This window comes from Celeribacter sp. ULVN23_4 (assembly GCF_054788345.1).
Map to the genome: position 1 here is coordinate 550,118 of NZ_JBTVYO010000001.1, position 16,360 is coordinate 566,477.

Here is a 16,360-nt window from a genome sequence, read left to right on the forward strand (position 1 = left end):
CCCTTAGATGTTTTATAAAGATGAACGACTTGCCTTGTTCATTGATGGATCGAATCTTTACGCGGCCGCCAAATCGCTCGGCTTCGATATCGATTACAAACTTCTTCGTCAGGAATTCATGCGCCGCGGCAAGCTCCTTCGCGCATTTTATTACACTGCCCTGCTCGAAAATGATGACTATTCGCCGATCCGCCCACTGGTGGATTGGTTGAATTACAACGGCTTCAGCATGGTCACCAAGCCGGCCAAGGAGTTCACCGACTCCATGGGCCGCCGCAAGATCAAGGGCAACATGGACATCGAGCTTGCCGTCAACGCGATGGAACTGGCACCGCATGTGGATCACATCGTGCTGTTCTCCGGCGACGGCGATTTCCGCCCTCTGATCGAAAGCCTGCAACGTCAAGGCGTGCGCGTTTCCGTGGTTTCCACGATCAAATCGCAACCGCCGATGATCGCCGATGAGCTGCGCCGTCAGGCCGACAACTTCATCGAGTTGAACGATCTGAAAGACGTCATCGGCCGCCCACCGCGCGAGCCGCGCGAAGACGAAGTGTACGAAAACTGATTGAAAGCCCCCTCGCCGGGGGCTTTTCTTTTCCCGGTCGTTGCACTCACCGGCGTTCGCCGCTACCTCTGAAAAAGATCAGGAGCGCGACATGACCAAGACCCCACTCACTCTCTATCTCGCCGCCCCGCGCGGTTTCTGCGCCGGTGTCGATCGAGCCATCAAGATTGTTGAAATGGCGATCGAGAAATGGGGGCCGCCCGTCTATGTGCGCCACGAGATCGTCCACAACAAATTCGTGGTCGACGGTCTCAAGGCCAAAGGTGCGGTTTTCGTCGAAGAGTTGAGCGATTGCCCAGATGACCGCCCGGTGATCTTCTCCGCCCATGGCGTGCCGAAAGCCGTCCCCGCCGAAGCCGCCAAGCGCGAGATGGTCTATGTCGATGCCACCTGCCCCTTGGTTTCCAAGGTACATATCGAGGCGGAGCGCCATCACGCCGAAGGGCTTCAGATGATCATGATCGGCCACGCGGGTCACCCGGAAACCATCGGCACCATGGGCCAATTGCCGGAGGGCGAGGTGCTTTTGGTTGAGCAACCGGAGGATGTCGCCGGGCTGGAAGTTCGTGATCCTGAGCGGCTGGCGTTCATCACCCAGACCACCCTGTCGGTCGATGACACGGTGGATGTGATCGCGGCACTCCGCGCCCGCTTCCCGCATATCGTCGGCCCGCACAAGGAAGACATCTGTTACGCCACCACCAACCGCCAAGCGGCGGTGAAAGCCATCGCATCAAATATCGATGCTCTTTTGGTAATTGGAGCGCCGAATAGTTCAAATAGCAAACGTCTGGTCGAAGTTGGCAAAGCCAATGGCTGCGCCTATTCACAGCTTGTGCAACGCGCCCCGGACATCGACTGGCGCGCGCTTGAGGGCATCACTTCTGTCGGCATCACCGCCGGAGCCTCTGCCCCGGAAGTGCTGGTCAACGAGGTGATCGACGCCTTCCGCGCGCGTTACGACGTGACCGTGGAACTGGTCGAGACCGCACAGGAAAATGTCGAATTCAAAGTGCCGCGTGTGTTGAGAGTGCCCGCATGAGCGGGGACGATCCGACCCTCTCTATCTATGACGCGCAAGCCGAGGCCTATGCCGCGCGCAATGTGCAGCTCTTTGAGCTTCCCCAAGCCCAAGCTTTTGCGGACGAACTCCCAGAAAACGGATGCATTCTCGATCTCGGGTGCGGTCCCGGGCAATATGCTGCTTGGTTCGCGCAGCAAGGATTTCAGGTCGAGGCCTGGGACGGCTCCAATGAGATGTGCGCTCTGGCAGCGCAGCATGAAGGCGTTTCGACACGACAAGCTCTATTCCATGAATTGGACGCGAAGCAGGCCTATGACGGCATCTGGGCCAATTTCAGCCTGCTCCACGCTGAGCGAGATGCCCTCCCCGACTTGCTTTCTCGCATTCACCGCGCCCTGAAAACCGGCGGCATGTTTCATATCGCCATGAAACTCGGAGAAGGCGCCGGACCGGACCAATTGCAGCGGTATTATACCTATTACAGCGAGACCGAGCTTGAGGGGCTTATGCAAAGCGCAGGCTTCACAATCACGGATCGCCGCCTGTTCGAAGGTGTAGGGCTTGACGGCACCGCCGGGCACTATATCACCCTGCTCTGTCATGGCTGAATTTTACGCATATACCGACGGAGCCTGCTCCGGAAATCCCGGCCCGGGCGGCTGGGGCGCTTTGCTTGTCGCGAAAGACGGCGAGACCGTGCTCAAAGAGCGCGAACTTAAGGGCGGCGAAGCAGAGACCACCAACAACCGGATGGAGCTTTTGGCGGCGATCACGGCGCTTGAAACGCTCGAACGCCCGTCTCGCATCACGGTCGTCACCGACAGCGCCTATGTGAAAAATGGCGTCACAGGATGGATCCACGGCTGGAAACGCAACGGCTGGAAGACCGCAGCGAAAAAGCCCGTGAAGAATGTCGATCTTTGGCAACGTATTGATGAGGCGCAAAAGCGCCACGATGTGACATGGGAATGGGTCAAAGGCCACGCGGGGCACCCCGAAAATGAACGCGCCGATGAACTGGCCCGTGCCGGTATGGCCCCGTTCAAAAAGGCCGCGACATGACACCTCTGGCGGCGCTCGATTACGCCTCGGTGATCGTTTTCGCGATCTCCGGCGCATTGACCGCCTCCCGCGCCCAGCTCGACATTGTCGGCTTTGCCTTCATCGCCTGCCTCACAGCTGTCGGTGGCGGGACGTTGCGCGATGTGCTGCTCAATCGCGATGCGGTGTTCTGGATCGCCGACCCGACCTACATCCTAATCGCCTGCCTCGTCGCAATCGTCGTCTTTTTCACCGCGCACCGGTTTGAAAGCCGCCTGAAAGCGATCATGTGGGCCGATGCTGTCGCGCTCTCCGTTGCCGTCGCAGCGGGCGCAGGTGTCGCCCAGACACTCGGACAGCCTCCCGTGATCATCGCCTTGATGGGCGTGGCAACCGGATGTTTTGGCGGGATGATGCGGGATGTGGTCTGTAACGAGGTGCCTTTGGTGCTCAAGCAGGGAGAGCTTTACGTCTCCGCCGCTTTGGCTGGCGCAATCGCACTTCTGATTGCGTCTTATTTCGAGGCCCCAAGGGAAATTGAATTTATTGCCTGTGGTATTTTGACATTCGTGCTGCGCGGGGGAAGCCTGCTTTGGGGCTGGTCTTTGCCGGTCTACAAATCGCGCCCACCGCGCTCTTAAGGCTCAAACCTTAATATACCACGTCGCCGCCACGGCAAGGCAGCAGGCGACGAACCAGCCACCCGGCCGGAACATGAGCCAGAGCGCGAGGCTGAACAAGATACGCGCGATCATGCCGGGAACTGAGAGAAGCCAGATCATTTGCGTCCCTTACTTTCGACCCGAGATCGCTTTCCACGCCCAGATCAGGACCATCGCGCCAAGGATCGCCCCGACGAAGCCCGCCGCCACACCCGACAGCATCAACAGAAACCGCAGGACAAGCCCGCCGATCAAAGCGCCGAGCATGCCGATGACGACGGTGGTGATCAGGTCGGTTTTCAGATCCATGATCCGCGTGGCGATAAAGCCTGCGGCGGCCCCGTGATGATGAGAAACAGAACGGGCATGACGCCCTCCTATCGCTTGCGCCAATGGGTCGGCACGATGATCAGCGCGCCGATCGAGGAGACAATCGCATTCAATCCCGGAGAGCCGAACCCGACGCCAAACATCAGCTTCACGAAATAGGCCAGAAATGCGCCACCGACACAGATGATGATCGAGGGCAGATAACCGTTGCGGGTGAAGCCGGTCTTTTCACAAATATACCCGACGATCCCCGCAATCACCACCGTGCCGATCAGAACTGGAAACATCGGTTTTCCCTCACGCGAAATGGCTGCCTTTGGGGAGGTCCAGCCCTTTCAGAATATCTTCCACAGCCATAGCACGTTTACCTTCGCGCTGCGCGGTGAGAATTTCGACGGCGCCGTCACCGCATGCGATGGTAAATGCGCCGATGACCTCACCCGGTGCGCCGGATGCGTCCACTGCACGCGACATATGGAACTTGATCCGCTCCCCGTTCAACGTGGCCCATGCGCCGGGAAAAGGCGAGAGGCCACGGATTTGCCGGTCGATTTCGACCGCCGGGCGGGTCCAATCGATTTTCGCCTCGGCCTTGTCGATCTTTTTGGCGTAGGTCACGCCCTCTTCCGCCTGAGGCTCGGGAACAAGCCGGGGCAACGCGTCGAGCGCGACGGTGATCGCATCGGCGCCCATCTCGGACAGGCGATCATGCAAGAGCGCGGTCGTGTCCTCTGCGGTGATCTCGGTTTCTTGGCGCAGCAGAACAGGACCGGTGTCGAGCCCGGCTTCCATCTGCATGACGCAGACGCCAGTCATTCCATCCCCTGCAAGGATCGCGCGATGGATCGGCGCCGCCCCGCGCCAGCGCGGCAAGAGCGAGGCGTGGATGTTCAGGCAGCCGTGTTTCGGCGCATCGAGAATGCTCTGCGGCAAGAGAAGCCCATAGGCCACCACCACAGCGACATCAGCGTTCAGCGCCTCAAACTCCGCCACATCCGACGAGCCTTTGAAATTCAGCGGATGACGGACGGGCAGGCCCAGCTCCTCAGCACGCGCCTGCACAGGTGTCGGGCGATCTTTCTTGCCCCGTCCCGCCGGGCGCGGCGGCTGACAATAGACGCAGGCGATCTCATGGCCTGCATCGACCAAGGCCTCCAGAACCGGAACGGAGAAATCCGGGCTACCCATGAAGATCACTCTCATTTCATGGCTCCCATCTTCTTCGCCTTTTTCAGAAACATCTGACGTTTCACCGGCTTGAGATTGTCGAAATACATTTTGCCGTTCAGGTGGTCGATCTGGTGCTGCACAGAGGTCGCCCAGAGCCCAACGAAATCGCGCTCTTCCATCTCGCCCGCCTCATTCAGAAACCGCACGGTCACGGCGCGCGGGCGGGAGATCACGGCGGACATGCCCGGGAGGTTCGGAGAGGCTTCCTCATGCTCGCGCGATTGCACAGACGCGTGCAGGATTTCCGGGTTCGCCAGCTTGATCGCCTTGCCGCGCTCGTCAGAGCAATCGACCACGGCGAGCTGTTGCATCACCCCGATCTGCGGCCCGGCCAGACCATAGCCCGGCATCGCGTCCATGGTCTCAACCATATCCGCCCAGATCGTGCGAATCTCATCAGTGATCTCCGCAACCGGCGGCACGGCGATCTTGAGCCGTTTGTCGGGATAGGGCAGGAAAGCGCGTTGGGTCATGTATAAGCCTCTTCAAGACGGGCGCGGGCCTTGGCGTCGAGCCGGTCGAAATGCACAAGACCATCGAGATGGTCATATTCGTGCTGGGCGATGCGGGCCTCGGCCCCGTCCATCTCCCGCGTGTGGGTCACGCCATCAAGGTCGGTCCACCTGAGCATAATACGCGTGGGCCGCCGCACCGTTGCGGTGATGCCGGGGATCGAGAGACAGCCCTCATCCATCTCGCAGGTGTCATCCGACAAGAACGTGATCTCAGGGTTGATCGCAACGAGGGGCGATTTCTCCCCCTCTTTCCATGTCGCATCCATCACGAAAAGCCGTAGCATCGCGCCAACCTGGGGTCCGGCAAGGCCCCGGCCCGGCGCGGCATACATGGTCTCGAACATGTCGGCGACCAGCGTGTGAATCTCGTCAGAGATTGCCCCCACCGGCACACATGGAGTGCTCAGGCGGGCATCCGGCCAGAGCAGGATTTCCCGCACCGCCATCAGGGCCGCGTCCGCTCGCGTTTGAGCTTTTGCATCTTACGGGTGATCATCTGGCGCTTGAGCGGTTTCAGGTAGTCGATGAACAACACACCATCGAGGTGGTCGATCTCATGCTGCACACAGGTCGCCCACAGCTCATCGAACTCCTGTTCATGTGGTTTGCCTTCGACATCCTGCCAGCTCACGCGCACCATCTTCGGGCGCTCCACCTCGGCATATTGGCCGGGAATGGACAGACAGCCCTCCTCATAGACGTTGCGTTCGTCGCTTGTCCACGTCACCTCGGGATTCACCAAAACCATCGGCTCGGGTTTGCCATCCGACTCCTTGGCGCAGTCCATTACGAGAAAGCGCTTGGTCAGACCGATCTGCGGCGCAGCGAGGCCGATCCCCGGCGCATCGTACATGGTCTCAAGCATGTCATCGGCAACCCGCGCGAGTTCTTTGTCGAACTCGGTCACAGGGTCACAGACCTTTTTCAAACGCGGGTCGGGGTGGATGAGGATCGGTTTCAATGTCATGAGATGCATGTAGTCAATGCGCCCGCTGCACGCAATATCGCTCCCGCGAAAACGCGCAGCCCCTCTCGCGGGATTTTCGGTTTTCTTCGGACCAAGAGCCTGTTTAGGCTCACCCAACCATCCCAATGGAGCATTTCATGACAAATCCGCTGTTCGACCCGATCATCAACCGCTTCGGCACCCATTGCGCAAAATGGGACAAGATGGAGGACATCTATGGCGTGCCTTCTGAGGACGGGATCGCGATGTGGGTGGCCGACATGGATTTCCGCCCGCCCGCAAGCGTGCAACGCGCACTTGAGAAAATGACTGCGCATGGCGTCTACGGCTATTTCGGCGACGAGAGCGATTACCTCGCTGCGATCCAATGGTGGATGAAGACCCGTCACGGTTGGGATGTGGAACCCGAATGGATTTTCACCACGCACGGTCTGGTCAATGGCACGGCGATGTGTGTCGATGCCTTCACGCAACCGGGTGACGGTGTGCTTCTGATGACACCGGTTTATCACGCATTCCACCGCGTGATCAAAGCCGCCGGGCGTGAGATCGTCGAATGTCCTCTGGCGATGGAGGGTGGCAAATACGTCATGGACTTCGAGACTTGGGACGGGCTGATGACCGGCAAGGAGAAGATGCTTGTGCTCTGCTCGCCGCACAATCCGGGCGGGCGCGTCTGGACGCGTGCAGAACTCGAAGGCGTTGCGGCCTTCTGCAAACGCCACGAGCTCATTCTGGTGTCCGACGAAATTCACCACGATCTGGTGATGCCCGGACACAGCCACACGCCGATGGCACTGATCGACGGGATCGCGGATCGGCTGATCATGATGTCCGCCACGACGAAGACCTTCAATATCGCGGGCACACATTCCGGCAACGTGATCATCGCGGATGAAAAACTGCGCGCGAAATTCGCGAGCCGCATGGCAGCCCTTGGGATTTCACCGAACTCCTTCGGCCTCGAAATGGCCACCGCCGCCTATAGCCCGGAAGGGGCCGCTTGGGTCGATGAGCTTGTCGCTTATCTCGACGGCAATCGCCAGCTTTTCGATGCCGCCATCGCAGAGATCCCCGGTCTGACCTCCATGCCTTTGGAAGCCACCTATCTCGCTTGGGTCGACTTCTCCGGCACCGGCATGTCGCGCGAGGAGTTTACCGCCCGCGTCGAAAAAACCGCCCGGATTGCGCCGAACCACGGCCCGGCTTTCGGGACCGGAGGCGAGCTGTTCCTGCGGTTCAACCTCGCAACGCCGCGCAGCATTGTGGAGACGGCCTGTACCCGTCTCAAAGAAGCATTCAGCGATCTTCAGTGATCACAGGCGCGGCAAAAGCGCGACCGGCGCGTCATCGGGCCGGTCGTAATCGAGCGGCGGCTTGTCCGAAGCGCAAGTCGCCCGCTTGAATTCAAAACTCATCTCGTGATCTTCCTCTGTCGAGGCAACGATCAGCGCCTGATAGAGATGTTTCGACCCGTCATAGACATCGACAAGCCCGCGCAGATGGTCGGCATTGTCGCGATCCAGCGCAAAGCCGTTCTCCCACGTCCGCAGAATCGGATAGGTCTCATCCCCGACCTTCACTCGAAGGCGCGACCGCTTTTTCAGGTCACGTTTGCGTGCCAGTTCAAGACCTTCCAGCACCTCTTTCGGCAAAACATCCGTCATGGCATCCCCCAGGCAGTCAATCTGTCTCCCTTATAAGATGGCATGAGAAGGATTTCGGTCAAGTTAACCCTAATGGCGGCTGGCCAAGCAAAAGCGCAGAGTCACCCTATTGCCGCACCTTGGGTCGCAACACATGGGGCATGCTGGGATCATAAAGCGCACTGTCCTTGAAATCCGCCACCTCCCCCAAGGCCGGGCCGACAAGGATCAGAGCCGTGCGCGTAATCTTTTCCGCCCGGACCTTTTCGTGAATGTCACTGAGTGTCCCACGGATCAGACGTTGATCCGGCCAGCCCACCCGATAGGCCACCGCCACAGGACAATCCGCGCCGTAATAGGGGGAAAGCTGCCGTTCGATCTCACGCAGATTGCGAATACCCAGATGAATGGCTAAAGTGGCACCGGTCTTTGCGAAATTCTCAAGCGTCTCTCCCTCCGGCATCGAGGTCGATTTCATCGACACACGCGTCAAAACGATGCTCTGCGCGATCTCCGGGATGGTCAATTCCTGCCCCAGAGCCGCAGCCGCAGCCGCATAGGCAGGAACCCCCGGAATGATCTCGTACGGGATACCATCAGCACGCAAACGACGAATTTGCTCGGCAATCGCGCCATAGAGAGATGGATCGCCACTATGCACACGTGCGACATCAAAGCCATATTCATGTGCTTTTTTGATTTCGAGGTGGGTTTGATCCAAGGTCATCGATGCCGTATCCAAAACGATCGCCCCTTCCGGCGCACCGGCGACAACCTCTGGCGGAACAAGCGAACCTGCGTAAAGGCAAACCGGACATTGCCCGATGATGCGTTCCGCTTTTTTCGTGAGGAGTTCCGGATCGCCCGGCCCCGCCCCGATGAAATAAACCGTCATTGCATGTCCTCCAGATGGCGGTTTCCGACGTCCTGCAAATCTCCATCAATCCGGCGGGCGTAGCCGCGCGGCGTGAACATACGCGGCCCTTCGCCAAGTTGTGCAAGCCGTGTGTTCGACGACCCGATCAGTACAACGGTCAACATATCGACCTCATCGACTTCCAGTTCATCCAGTCGACGATAGCGCACATGCTCAGTCGGACGACCAAGGTTCGAAGCCAGCATAACCGGCGTATCCGCCGGGCGATGCTGCAGCAAAATCTCCCGCGCCTCGGCCAAAAGTGTGCGGCGTTTCTTGGACACGGGATTGTAGAAGGCAATCACGAAATCTCCTTCTGCGGCGGCCTTCAACCGGCGGACGATGTCACCGCGCGGGGTCAGCAAATCCGACAAAGAAATTGCACAGAAGTCATGTCCCAAAGGCGCACCGGCCCGCGCCGCAGCGCCTTGAAGCGCAGAAACACCCGGCGAACAGATCACCTCAACTCGGCGCGCGGCATCGGACACGCCTTGCTCGTCCGGCCCACGATCCAAAAGTTCGAACACCAGCGCGCCCATGGCGTAGATGCCCGCGTCGCCCGAACAGACCAGAGCGACATTCTTGCCTTTCGCAGCCTGCTCCAAGGCATAGCGACAGCGATCCTCTTCGCCACCCAGCGGAAAGTCACTGCGGATTTTGCCAGCAGCGAGCGGACCGAGAAGATCAATATAGAGGCCATAACCGACAAGTTCCTCGGCTTCAGAGATCAATTTAGATACTTCCGGCGTCCGCCAGCTTGCCTGCCCCGGCCCGATGCCAACGACTGACAAACGACCTCGGGCCCTGCCTTTCAAGGCGATGAACGGTTCTTCCGAGCGGGTCAGCGCGCAGGTTGTAGCAGCGGTTTTGCGCTTCTCCGAAACCAAGACACCGCCCGCCGCCAAGGCCGCGCCCTCCGCGACGCCGTGGCATCCGACCTCGGCGAACACCACCTCAGAGGGGTTCGCAAGGCGCGCCGCCTGTGCTTCCAATTCTTCCGCTGTGAACAACCTCAATGGCACGTCGAGACGATTGGCCAAAGCGATCACTGCCGGCTCATCCGCTTTCAAATCAATGGTGTTCACCGAGGCAATCGCCCCCGGAGCAATCCCTTGATCCACAAGCATATCAGAGACGTTTTGCCAAAGCTCCTCCGGGTCCGCATTACGCGCGCAGCCGACGCCGAGGGCATAGCGCTGTGGATGATAGACGAGACGTTTGGGGCCCGATTCAGTGGGGGCATCCGTCACGGACAGCGTCACCGCGCCGTCTTCGTCGGTCAGGTCGAAAATGTTCTCGCCTTCCATCGACACACCTTCTCCGGCGAGCAAAGCAGCCATGGCGGATTTGGCGTTTTCAGGATTGGCGAGGCGATAACCCACAGGAGGTTCGTCCAGTGCGATGCCGAGCGCGACGTCCCCTGCGGTGGTGATAGCGGCTTTCGCGGCAAGGACTTGCGCGATCTCTTGCGCCAGACGGTTCGCCCCGCGATGACCGCCAAGAAGCGGCACAACAACGGAGCCGTCATCCGACACGGAGATCACCGGCGGTTCGCTGGTTTTGTCGTTCAACAGGGGCGCGACGGCGCGGATCAGGATACCGGAAGCGCAGACACCAATAACCGGAATCCCCGCCGCAAAAAGATCGCGCACATGATCTAAAGCGTTGGGAAAGCTGATCTTTGCGCTGGTCCGACCTTCCCGACCATGTAGTTCCGCGCCGAGGGCGACAGCGATCTTGGTGGCGATTTTCTCGCCGGAGGCGCTAAGCGCAACAACAACAGGGGTCACAGCCATGGATCGGCCCCTTTCACGATGAGGATCATGGAAAAATACGGTGCCTTTTCAGGCGCTTGTCCGAGCGGCATGACACGTTCCTCTGGGGTGGAGGCCCGTTCGATATAAATCGCCTTGCCGGTCAGATCCGCCGCCTCAATGGCCGCCCGTACCGCCGCAAAATGACGCCCGAGTTTCATCACCACAAGCGTGTCACAGGGCGGTAGGATTTGCGTCGGCTTTGCGTCGGACAAACGTCGGGCAAGTTCGGGGGCGGGGAGGATGGTCACCACCTCATTGCGCGCGGCGAGCGGCAAGCCCGCGACGGCAGCACAGCTCATGACGGAGCTGACGCCGGGCACGACTTCGACCGGATAATCGACGCGCAGACGGGCATAGAGATACATGAAGGAGCCGTAGAAAAACGGATCGCCCTCGCACAGCACCACGACGTCATGACCGGCGTCCAATTCGGCGCGAATGGCGGCGGCCCCGAGATCGTAGGCTGCCTGTGCAGGGGCACGGTTGACGGTCATTGGGATGTCCATGACGATCTCGCGCGTGCCCGGCGTGATGTGATCCGCCGCAATGGACCGCGCGAAAGACGTGCCACCCGCGAGCGTTGGATAGGCGATGACTTTGGCCCCCGCAATCAGCCGCGCCGCCTTGAGGGTCATCAACTCGGGATCGCCCGGGCCGAGACCGATGCCGTAGAGTTTTCCGGTCATTTCGTGAGGCTCCATTGCGTGACGGGCATGAAGGGTTTCCAGCCCGACAGGCTGCCGACGGGTTTGGCGCGGGACACCGACAGACGGGTGAGATCGCCACCAAACTCGCTGCGCAGCGACAGGAGCGTGGCCTCACCCTCCAGCGTCACGGCATTGGCCACAAGACGACCGTGGGGTTTGAGCGCGGAGAGGGCGGTATCGACCACCTCGCGCGTGAGACCGCCGCCGATGAACACCGCGTCCGGGGCAGGCAAATTGGCGAGACTGTCGGGCGCTTTCGCGTCGATGAGCTTGAGGGCAGGCGCGCCGAGCGCCAAAGCGTTCTGCGCCGCCAAGGCTCGGCGATCGGCACGATGCTCGACACCAATGGCGCGGGCATCGCGGGCGGCGCGCATCCATTCGATGGCGACAGATCCGGAGCCGCAGCCGATGTCCCAAAGCAGACCTCCGCGCACCGGGCCGAGCTTGGCGAGGGTCACGGCGCGAACCTCTTGCTTGGTCATATTGCCATCCGAGACAAAAGCATCGTCGGGCAGACCGAAGCGCGGCAGGATCGTCGCGCCCGCTTCTGCGATAAGATCGACGGCAAGCGTGTGGAACTCCGGCACCTCATGCGACCAGTCGCCAGCGGTGCCCTCAAAGCGGACTTCTTCAGCCCCGCCCATGTGCCCGAGCACTGTCAAACGTGAAGGTGAGAAACTACGATCCCGCAAAATTTGCGCAACTTCTGACGGGCTATTTGAGCTATTTGTCAAAATGAGCAGTTTTTGTGATGCGGCAAGAAACGGGATGATCTGCTCTGCCGGACGCCCGTGAATGGTCAGGGCTTCACAATCGGCGAGCGACCAGCCCATGCGGCAGGCGGCAAGTTGAAAGGCGGAAAGCTGCGGGTGGTAGAGGATTTCCGACGGGGCGATCTCCCGTCCTATCCGCGCACCAACGGAGTACCAAAGCGGATCGCCGGTGGCGAGTACGACAACGCGCCGACCGCGCAGAGCCTGTAGTTCGGAAATCAGTGCGTTGAAAGGCGAGGGCCATGCTCGGCGCTCGGCTTTGAGCGTCGCGGTCAGCGTGTGATGTCGCTCCGCGCCGAAGATCACTTCGGCATCGCCGAGCACGGCGCGGGTGGCCGGGGCGAGGCTGGCGAGACCGTTGTCTCCAATGCCGATGATATGAAGCCAAGGCGCGCTCATTCGCCGATCTCCGGCAAACCGACCGCAAGCGCGTTGACTGCGGCGGAGGCGATGGCTGATCCACCGCGACGCCCGCGCAGAGCGATGAAGTCGCAGCCGAGTGGATTGGCGGCAAGCTCAGCTTTGGATTCGGCGGCACCAACGAAACCGACAGGAAAACCGAGGATCAGGGCGGGTTTAGGAAAACCCTGCTCGATCCGCTCCAAAAGGTGGAACAGCGCGGTGGGGGCATTGCCGATGGCCACCACGGCACCGTCGAGATGCGGTTCCCAGAGGTCTACGGCGGCGGCGGAGCGGGTGGTGCCGAGTTCCTTGGCACGCTCGGGCACGGTGGGATGATTGAGCGTGACGATCACCTCATTGCCCGCCGGGAGATAGCGGCGGATGATCCCGGCCCCAGCCATTTCACAATCGCAAAGGATTGGCGCGCCGGATTGGAGCGCTGCGTGACCGGCACCATAGGCACCGGAGGAATAGGCGAGACGATCCGCCACTTCGACCATGCCGCAGGCGTGGATCAAGCGGATCGCGAGGCGTTCCATCCCCACGTCGAACCGATCCAACCGGGCCTCTTTGCGGACGGTGGCGAAACTCTGGGCATAGATCGCCTGCGGATCCTTTTCATAGGGGCGCATGGCTTAGCCTTTGGTTTTGCGCGCCGACTCGGGGCCGAGCGGGTGGTTGGCGTGCGGGTAGACCGGATGGTGGTGATCGTGGCCATGATGGTGGTCATGGTGATGATCATGCCCGTGACTGTGATCATGATCATGATCATGGTGGTCATGCCCCGTCGCCTCAAGCCGACACAGGCCGGTGCAGAAGCTATCGCAAAGCGTGCAATCGGCGACGTTCGAGCCGGGCGCGGAGGCCCCCTGCCCTTCAACGTGGTGGTGATGGCTTTCCTGCACCGCGCCGACTTCGCCCTCGAAACCGATCACTTCCGTGCGGTATTTGCAGAGCACACAGGTCGGCGGCGGCGTGTGGGAGAAGGCCGGATGCTGGCGATCCTCGGGGCGGATGTGATGGTGATGGCCGCTCTCAAGGGCCAGAACCTGTTCACGATAGCCACAGATGCCGCAATTCGGGATCGGCATATCACCGTCCTGTTCGAGCACCCGTTCCGCGAAGGTTTCCAGCACCTTCGGATGATCGTTGAGATAGCCCGCTTTGACGAATTGGATGTCAGGGTGTTCGGCAGCGACCTGATCTGTAAAACCATAGATGCGGTCGATCAGGATACCGGTGAACAGGAAATAGGGGAAGACGATGACCCGTTTGTAGCCAAGTTTGGCGACCTGTTGCAGGCAGGGTTCGACCAGCGGGAAGGTGACGCCGGAATAGCCGATCTCGCACCACCCAAACCCCATACCTTCCCAGAGAAACCGGGCGATCTTTGCGACATTGGCATTGGCGTCCGGATCAGAAGCGCCGCGCCCGATGACCACGAGACAGGTGTCGTGCATCGGCATCTCACCTAGTTCAGCATTGGCGCGCTCGACGGCTTCCTGCACGCGGCCTGCTGCGGCGGCGATCATTTTCGGATCGACACCCAGTTCCCGGCCGTAGGAGACCTCGATCCCGTGCTTGGCGGCATAGGTATTGAGCACCGTTGGAATGTCGTTCTTCGCATGCATCGCGGCAAAGAGCATCCCCGGCACGGCAAGGATACGGTCGCAGCCAGCCTCGCGCAGACGATCAAGACCATCCCGCAGCACAGGGTTGGCGAATTCGAGATAGCCGTAATCGACAAGCCAGTCGGACGGCAGCAAAGCAGGGAGCTTGTCCGCCAAAACGGCGAACTCCTCCACTGCGGCCTGACTGCGGGAGCCATGGCCACAAATCATAACACCGGTTTTCATGGGATCAGGCCTCTTGGGGCTCAGCCTCGATCTCGGCCTCAGATTCAGCCTCTGCGGCTTCGTCCTCTTTCTTCCCTTTGATCGCGCCCCAGACCGCGATTGCGATCGCGGCTCCGATGGCGGCACCAGCGAGCCAATGGTTGTGGCCGGCCATTTCACCGATATGGCCCGGATGCGCGAGCGCCGGGGCGGCGAAAAGGGTGAAGATAAGTGCAAGACTACGTGTCATGGCATTTCCTTGTCTGTGGCCCCCCAATTCCGGGTGTTTGGACCGTCTTGAATTCAAGGAGGCTGGGACGTCTGACGATGCTGCGCGTGATCCCCGAATTGGGTCGATCCGCTACCGCCAACCTCTCTGGTCCCCTATCGGGACGTCGTCATGAACTTATCTATAGGCAGGGTCCTGACAGCACGCAAATGCTTTCGCAGTTGCAGCGCAAACATGTGCAAATGCGCACCATCAATGCGCTCGCAGTCCTGTTTGCACAGAAAGCCAAAGCCTTTAGGGTCTGCTGATCACAAAGGAGGCCCCGATGGGATATCTGCAAAACGGCACCTGGCATGACCAGTGGTACGACACCAAATCCTCTGGTGGCCGCTTTCAGCGGACCACCACCGGATATCGCCACTGGATTACCCCGGACGGCGCGCCCGGCCCCTCAGGCGAGGGCGGTTTTGCGGCAGAAAGCGGGCGCTATCACCTTTATGTCTCCTATGCCTGCCCATGGGCGCACCGGACCCTAATCTTCCGCGCCCTCAAAGGCTTGGAGGGCCACATCAGCATCTCGGTCGTGCATCCAGACATGCTTGGCGACGGCTGGACCTTTGCCACGGACTTCCCGGAAACGACCGGCGACACGCTTCTTGGAAACACCTTCCTGCGTGACGTCTACATCACAGCGGACCCGCAGGCCTCGGGACGTGTGACTGTGCCGATCCTTTGGGACAAGAAGCTGAACACCATCGTGTCCAACGAATCGGCAGAGATCATCCGCATGCTCAACTCCGCCTTCGACGGGATCACCGGCAACACGCTGGATTTCTGGCCGGAAGAGCTGCGCGACCAGATCGAAGCGGTGAACAGCCGTATCTATGACACGGTGAACAACGGCGTTTACAAAGCAGGCTTTGCCACCACGCAAGCGGCCTATGATGAGGCCGTCGATCCGCTGTTCGAAAGCCTCGACTGGTTGGAAGAGCTTCTGTCGAAAAACCGCTATCTCGTTGGCGACCGTCTGACTGAGGCCGATTGGCGGCTGTTCACCACATTGGTGCGCTTCGACAAGGTCTATCACACGCATTTCAAATGCAATCGTCGGATGGTCAAGGATTACCCGAACCTCTGGGCCTATACGCGCGAACTGTACCAGATGCCGGGCATCCGGGAGACCACCCATTTCGACCATATCGTGCGGCACTATTACTACAGCCACGATACGATCAATCCGAACCGGATCGTGCCTGTCACGCCGGAGTTGGATTTCGACGCACCGCATGGGCGCGACCAAACGGAAGCAAAGACCTTGGCGCTCTAAGAGGCCACCTTACCATAATGCTCCACCATCGCGGCCAGATCGCCGGGATCGACCTCTTTCGGTAAGAAAGCACAAGCATTCGCGACATGTTGAAAGATCGATCCGTCGGAGAAAAAGGTCGAATTCGTGGTGAAGATGACGCGTGTCTGCGGCGCACGGTAGCTGGCGTAATCCGCGATGGCAAAAGCAGAACCGCCATCCAGAACCAGATCGAGCACGATCAAATCCGGAGGCACGTCCTTTTGCAGCTCCTTGATCGCGGCGCTCTGACCGGACACCAGAGTCACAGACATGCCCTGACGCTCCAAAAAGCGCTGCCAAAGACGCCCGATCTCCGGGCTGTTTTCAACAATCAGAATCTGCATAGGTGT

At 60.0% G+C, this 16,360-nt stretch carries 22 protein-coding genes and 1 pseudogene; 7 read left to right on the top strand and 16 right to left on the bottom strand.

Annotated features, from left to right (window positions below; all coding sequences use genetic code 11):
- The first annotated feature begins 7 nt into the window (after window positions 1-7).
- From ACYBHZ_RS02745 to ACYBHZ_RS02765, 5 genes are all read left to right on the top strand, one after another.
- Window positions 8-568, top strand: a complete 561-nt coding sequence (locus ACYBHZ_RS02745; protein ID WP_460272641.1) for a LabA-like NYN domain-containing protein — start codon at window positions 8-10, stop codon at window positions 566-568.
- Window positions 569-659: 91 nt separating this feature from the next.
- On the top strand, window positions 660-1,610 hold the full coding sequence (ispH, locus tag ACYBHZ_RS02750; protein ID WP_460272642.1) for a 4-hydroxy-3-methylbut-2-enyl diphosphate reductase: 951 nt from the start codon (window positions 660-662) through the stop codon (window positions 1,608-1,610).
- A complete protein-coding gene (locus tag ACYBHZ_RS02755; RefSeq protein ID WP_460272643.1) occupies window positions 1,607-2,200 on the top strand; it encodes a class I SAM-dependent methyltransferase in 594 nt (197 codons plus the stop codon). The genes ispH and ACYBHZ_RS02755 overlap by 4 nt, the downstream gene beginning before the upstream one ends.
- The gene (gene rnhA / locus ACYBHZ_RS02760) at window positions 2,193-2,654 is read left to right on the top strand and encodes a ribonuclease HI (protein WP_460272644.1); all 462 of its coding nucleotides are present in this window, start codon (window positions 2,193-2,195) and stop codon (window positions 2,652-2,654) included. The genes ACYBHZ_RS02755 and rnhA overlap by 8 nt, the downstream gene beginning before the upstream one ends.
- Complete coding sequence (locus ACYBHZ_RS02765) at window positions 2,651-3,274, top strand: trimeric intracellular cation channel family protein (protein WP_460272645.1); 624 nt, start codon at window positions 2,651-2,653, stop codon at window positions 3,272-3,274. The genes rnhA and ACYBHZ_RS02765 overlap by 4 nt, the downstream gene beginning before the upstream one ends.
- Window positions 3,275-3,277: 3 nt before the next feature.
- On the opposite strand, the gene ACYBHZ_RS02770 is transcribed toward ACYBHZ_RS02765, so the two are convergent.
- The 7 genes and pseudogenes from ACYBHZ_RS02770 to def (ACYBHZ_RS02800) form a co-directional block, all read right to left on the bottom strand.
- Entirely contained in the window at window positions 3,278-3,415 is a 138-nt protein-coding gene (locus tag ACYBHZ_RS02770) for a hypothetical protein (RefSeq protein WP_460272646.1), read from the bottom strand.
- A 9-nt stretch (window positions 3,416-3,424) separates the two neighbouring features.
- Window positions 3,425-3,663: pseudogene (locus ACYBHZ_RS02775) on the bottom strand (GlsB/YeaQ/YmgE family stress response membrane protein).
- 9 nt (window positions 3,664-3,672) lie between these two features.
- A complete protein-coding gene (locus tag ACYBHZ_RS02780; RefSeq protein ID WP_460272647.1) occupies window positions 3,673-3,912 on the bottom strand; it encodes a hypothetical protein in 240 nt (79 codons plus the stop codon).
- 10 nt (window positions 3,913-3,922) lie between these two features.
- A complete protein-coding gene (fmt, locus tag ACYBHZ_RS02785) occupies window positions 3,923-4,828 on the bottom strand; it encodes a methionyl-tRNA formyltransferase (protein ID WP_460272648.1) in 906 nt (301 codons plus the stop codon).
- Window positions 4,825-5,328, bottom strand: a complete 504-nt coding sequence (def, locus tag ACYBHZ_RS02790) for a peptide deformylase (RefSeq protein WP_460272649.1) — start codon at window positions 5,326-5,328, stop codon at window positions 4,825-4,827. The genes fmt and def (ACYBHZ_RS02790) overlap by 4 nt, the downstream gene beginning before the upstream one ends.
- Window positions 5,325-5,816: a peptide deformylase gene (gene def, locus ACYBHZ_RS02795; protein ID WP_460272650.1), complete on the bottom strand. Its 492-nt coding sequence runs from the start codon at window positions 5,814-5,816 to the stop codon at window positions 5,325-5,327. Before def (ACYBHZ_RS02795) ends, def (ACYBHZ_RS02790) begins: the two co-directional genes overlap by 4 nt.
- Window positions 5,816-6,337, bottom strand: a complete 522-nt coding sequence (gene def / locus ACYBHZ_RS02800) for a peptide deformylase (protein ID WP_460273177.1) — start codon at window positions 6,335-6,337, stop codon at window positions 5,816-5,818. Before def (ACYBHZ_RS02800) ends, def (ACYBHZ_RS02795) begins: the two co-directional genes overlap by 1 nt.
- Window positions 6,338-6,474: 137 nt before the next feature.
- On the opposite strand from def (ACYBHZ_RS02800), the gene ACYBHZ_RS02805 reads away from it, so the two are divergent.
- The gene (locus ACYBHZ_RS02805; RefSeq protein WP_460272651.1) at window positions 6,475-7,653 is read left to right on the top strand and encodes a MalY/PatB family protein; all 1,179 of its coding nucleotides are present in this window, start codon (window positions 6,475-6,477) and stop codon (window positions 7,651-7,653) included.
- Here ACYBHZ_RS02805 and ACYBHZ_RS02810 read toward each other — a convergent pair whose 3' ends face one another.
- The 8 genes from ACYBHZ_RS02810 to ACYBHZ_RS02845 all read right to left on the bottom strand — a co-directional run bounded on the left by ACYBHZ_RS02810 (window position 7,654) and on the right by ACYBHZ_RS02845 (window position 14,683).
- Complete coding sequence (locus tag ACYBHZ_RS02810; protein ID WP_460272652.1) at window positions 7,654-8,004, bottom strand: hypothetical protein; 351 nt, start codon at window positions 8,002-8,004, stop codon at window positions 7,654-7,656. It lies immediately after the preceding gene.
- A gap of 106 nt (window positions 8,005-8,110) precedes the next feature.
- Complete coding sequence (gene cobM, locus ACYBHZ_RS02815; protein WP_460272653.1) at window positions 8,111-8,878, bottom strand: precorrin-4 C(11)-methyltransferase; 768 nt, start codon at window positions 8,876-8,878, stop codon at window positions 8,111-8,113.
- Window positions 8,875-10,695, bottom strand: coding sequence for a precorrin-3B C(17)-methyltransferase (gene cobJ, locus ACYBHZ_RS02820; RefSeq protein ID WP_460272654.1), 1,821 nt, complete (start codon window positions 10,693-10,695; stop codon window positions 8,875-8,877). The genes cobM and cobJ overlap by 4 nt, the downstream gene beginning before the upstream one ends.
- Window positions 10,686-11,402 carry a precorrin-2 C(20)-methyltransferase gene (gene cobI, locus ACYBHZ_RS02825; RefSeq protein WP_460272655.1) on the bottom strand — a complete coding sequence of 239 codons (717 nt, stop codon included), beginning with the start codon at window positions 11,400-11,402 and terminating at the stop codon, window positions 10,686-10,688. Before cobI ends, cobJ begins: the two co-directional genes overlap by 10 nt.
- The gene (cbiE, locus tag ACYBHZ_RS02830; RefSeq protein WP_460272656.1) at window positions 11,399-12,595 is read right to left on the bottom strand and encodes a precorrin-6y C5,15-methyltransferase (decarboxylating) subunit CbiE; all 1,197 of its coding nucleotides are present in this window, start codon (window positions 12,593-12,595) and stop codon (window positions 11,399-11,401) included. The genes cobI and cbiE overlap by 4 nt, the downstream gene beginning before the upstream one ends.
- Window positions 12,592-13,230, bottom strand: a complete 639-nt coding sequence (locus tag ACYBHZ_RS02835) for a precorrin-8X methylmutase (protein WP_460272657.1) — start codon at window positions 13,228-13,230, stop codon at window positions 12,592-12,594. Before ACYBHZ_RS02835 ends, cbiE begins: the two co-directional genes overlap by 4 nt.
- A gap of 3 nt (window positions 13,231-13,233) precedes the next feature.
- Window positions 13,234-14,454: a sirohydrochlorin chelatase gene (locus ACYBHZ_RS02840; protein WP_460272658.1), complete on the bottom strand. Its 1,221-nt coding sequence runs from the start codon at window positions 14,452-14,454 to the stop codon at window positions 13,234-13,236.
- 4 nt (window positions 14,455-14,458) lie between these two features.
- Window positions 14,459-14,683 carry a DUF6732 family protein gene (locus ACYBHZ_RS02845; protein ID WP_460272659.1) on the bottom strand — a complete coding sequence of 75 codons (225 nt, stop codon included), beginning with the start codon at window positions 14,681-14,683 and terminating at the stop codon, window positions 14,459-14,461.
- Window positions 14,684-14,987: 304 nt separating this feature from the next.
- Here ACYBHZ_RS02845 and ACYBHZ_RS02850 point away from each other — a divergent pair, with 304 nt between their 5' ends.
- Entirely contained in the window at window positions 14,988-15,989 is a 1,002-nt protein-coding gene (locus ACYBHZ_RS02850; protein WP_460272660.1) for a glutathione S-transferase family protein, read from the top strand.
- On the opposite strand, the gene ACYBHZ_RS02855 is transcribed toward ACYBHZ_RS02850, so the two are convergent.
- On the bottom strand, window positions 15,986-16,354 hold the full coding sequence (locus ACYBHZ_RS02855; RefSeq protein WP_460272661.1) for a response regulator transcription factor: 369 nt from the start codon (window positions 16,352-16,354) through the stop codon (window positions 15,986-15,988). The two genes, ACYBHZ_RS02850 and ACYBHZ_RS02855, sit on opposite strands and share 4 nt — an antisense overlap.
- Between the last annotated feature and the right edge of the window lie 6 nt (window positions 16,355-16,360).

Coding starts and splice junctions, on each gene's coding strand:
- ACYBHZ_RS02745 (WP_460272641.1), top strand. CDS start 8: ATGTTTTATAAAGATGAACGACTTGCCTTGTTCATTGATGGATCGAAT.
- ispH (WP_460272642.1), top strand. CDS start 660: ATGACCAAGACCCCACTCACTCTCTATCTCGCCGCCCCGCGCGGTTTC.
- ACYBHZ_RS02755 (WP_460272643.1), top strand. CDS start 1,607: ATGAGCGGGGACGATCCGACCCTCTCTATCTATGACGCGCAAGCCGAG.
- rnhA (WP_460272644.1), top strand. CDS start 2,193: ATGGCTGAATTTTACGCATATACCGACGGAGCCTGCTCCGGAAATCCC.
- ACYBHZ_RS02765 (WP_460272645.1), top strand. CDS start 2,651: ATGACACCTCTGGCGGCGCTCGATTACGCCTCGGTGATCGTTTTCGCG.
- ACYBHZ_RS02770 (WP_460272646.1), bottom strand. CDS start 3,415: ATGATCTGGCTTCTCTCAGTTCCCGGCATGATCGCGCGTATCTTGTTC.
- ACYBHZ_RS02780 (WP_460272647.1), bottom strand. CDS start 3,912: ATGTTTCCAGTTCTGATCGGCACGGTGGTGATTGCGGGGATCGTCGGG.
- fmt (WP_460272648.1), bottom strand. CDS start 4,828: ATGAGAGTGATCTTCATGGGTAGCCCGGATTTCTCCGTTCCGGTTCTG.
- def (WP_460272649.1), bottom strand. CDS start 5,328: ATGACCCAACGCGCTTTCCTGCCCTATCCCGACAAACGGCTCAAGATC.
- def (WP_460272650.1), bottom strand. CDS start 5,816: ATGGCGGTGCGGGAAATCCTGCTCTGGCCGGATGCCCGCCTGAGCACT.
- def (WP_460273177.1), bottom strand. CDS start 6,337: ATGACATTGAAACCGATCCTCATCCACCCCGACCCGCGTTTGAAAAAG.
- ACYBHZ_RS02805 (WP_460272651.1), top strand. CDS start 6,475: ATGACAAATCCGCTGTTCGACCCGATCATCAACCGCTTCGGCACCCAT.
- ACYBHZ_RS02810 (WP_460272652.1), bottom strand. CDS start 8,004: ATGACGGATGTTTTGCCGAAAGAGGTGCTGGAAGGTCTTGAACTGGCA.
- cobM (WP_460272653.1), bottom strand. CDS start 8,878: ATGACGGTTTATTTCATCGGGGCGGGGCCGGGCGATCCGGAACTCCTC.
- cobJ (WP_460272654.1), bottom strand. CDS start 10,695: ATGGCTGTGACCCCTGTTGTTGTTGCGCTTAGCGCCTCCGGCGAGAAA.
- cobI (WP_460272655.1), bottom strand. CDS start 11,402: ATGACCGGAAAACTCTACGGCATCGGTCTCGGCCCGGGCGATCCCGAG.
- cbiE (WP_460272656.1), bottom strand. CDS start 12,595: ATGAGCGCGCCTTGGCTTCATATCATCGGCATTGGAGACAACGGTCTC.
- ACYBHZ_RS02835 (WP_460272657.1), bottom strand. CDS start 13,230: ATGCGCCCCTATGAAAAGGATCCGCAGGCGATCTATGCCCAGAGTTTC.
- ACYBHZ_RS02840 (WP_460272658.1), bottom strand. CDS start 14,454: ATGAAAACCGGTGTTATGATTTGTGGCCATGGCTCCCGCAGTCAGGCC.
- ACYBHZ_RS02845 (WP_460272659.1), bottom strand. CDS start 14,683: ATGACACGTAGTCTTGCACTTATCTTCACCCTTTTCGCCGCCCCGGCG.
- ACYBHZ_RS02850 (WP_460272660.1), top strand. CDS start 14,988: ATGGGATATCTGCAAAACGGCACCTGGCATGACCAGTGGTACGACACC.
- ACYBHZ_RS02855 (WP_460272661.1), bottom strand. CDS start 16,354: ATGCAGATTCTGATTGTTGAAAACAGCCCGGAGATCGGGCGTCTTTGG.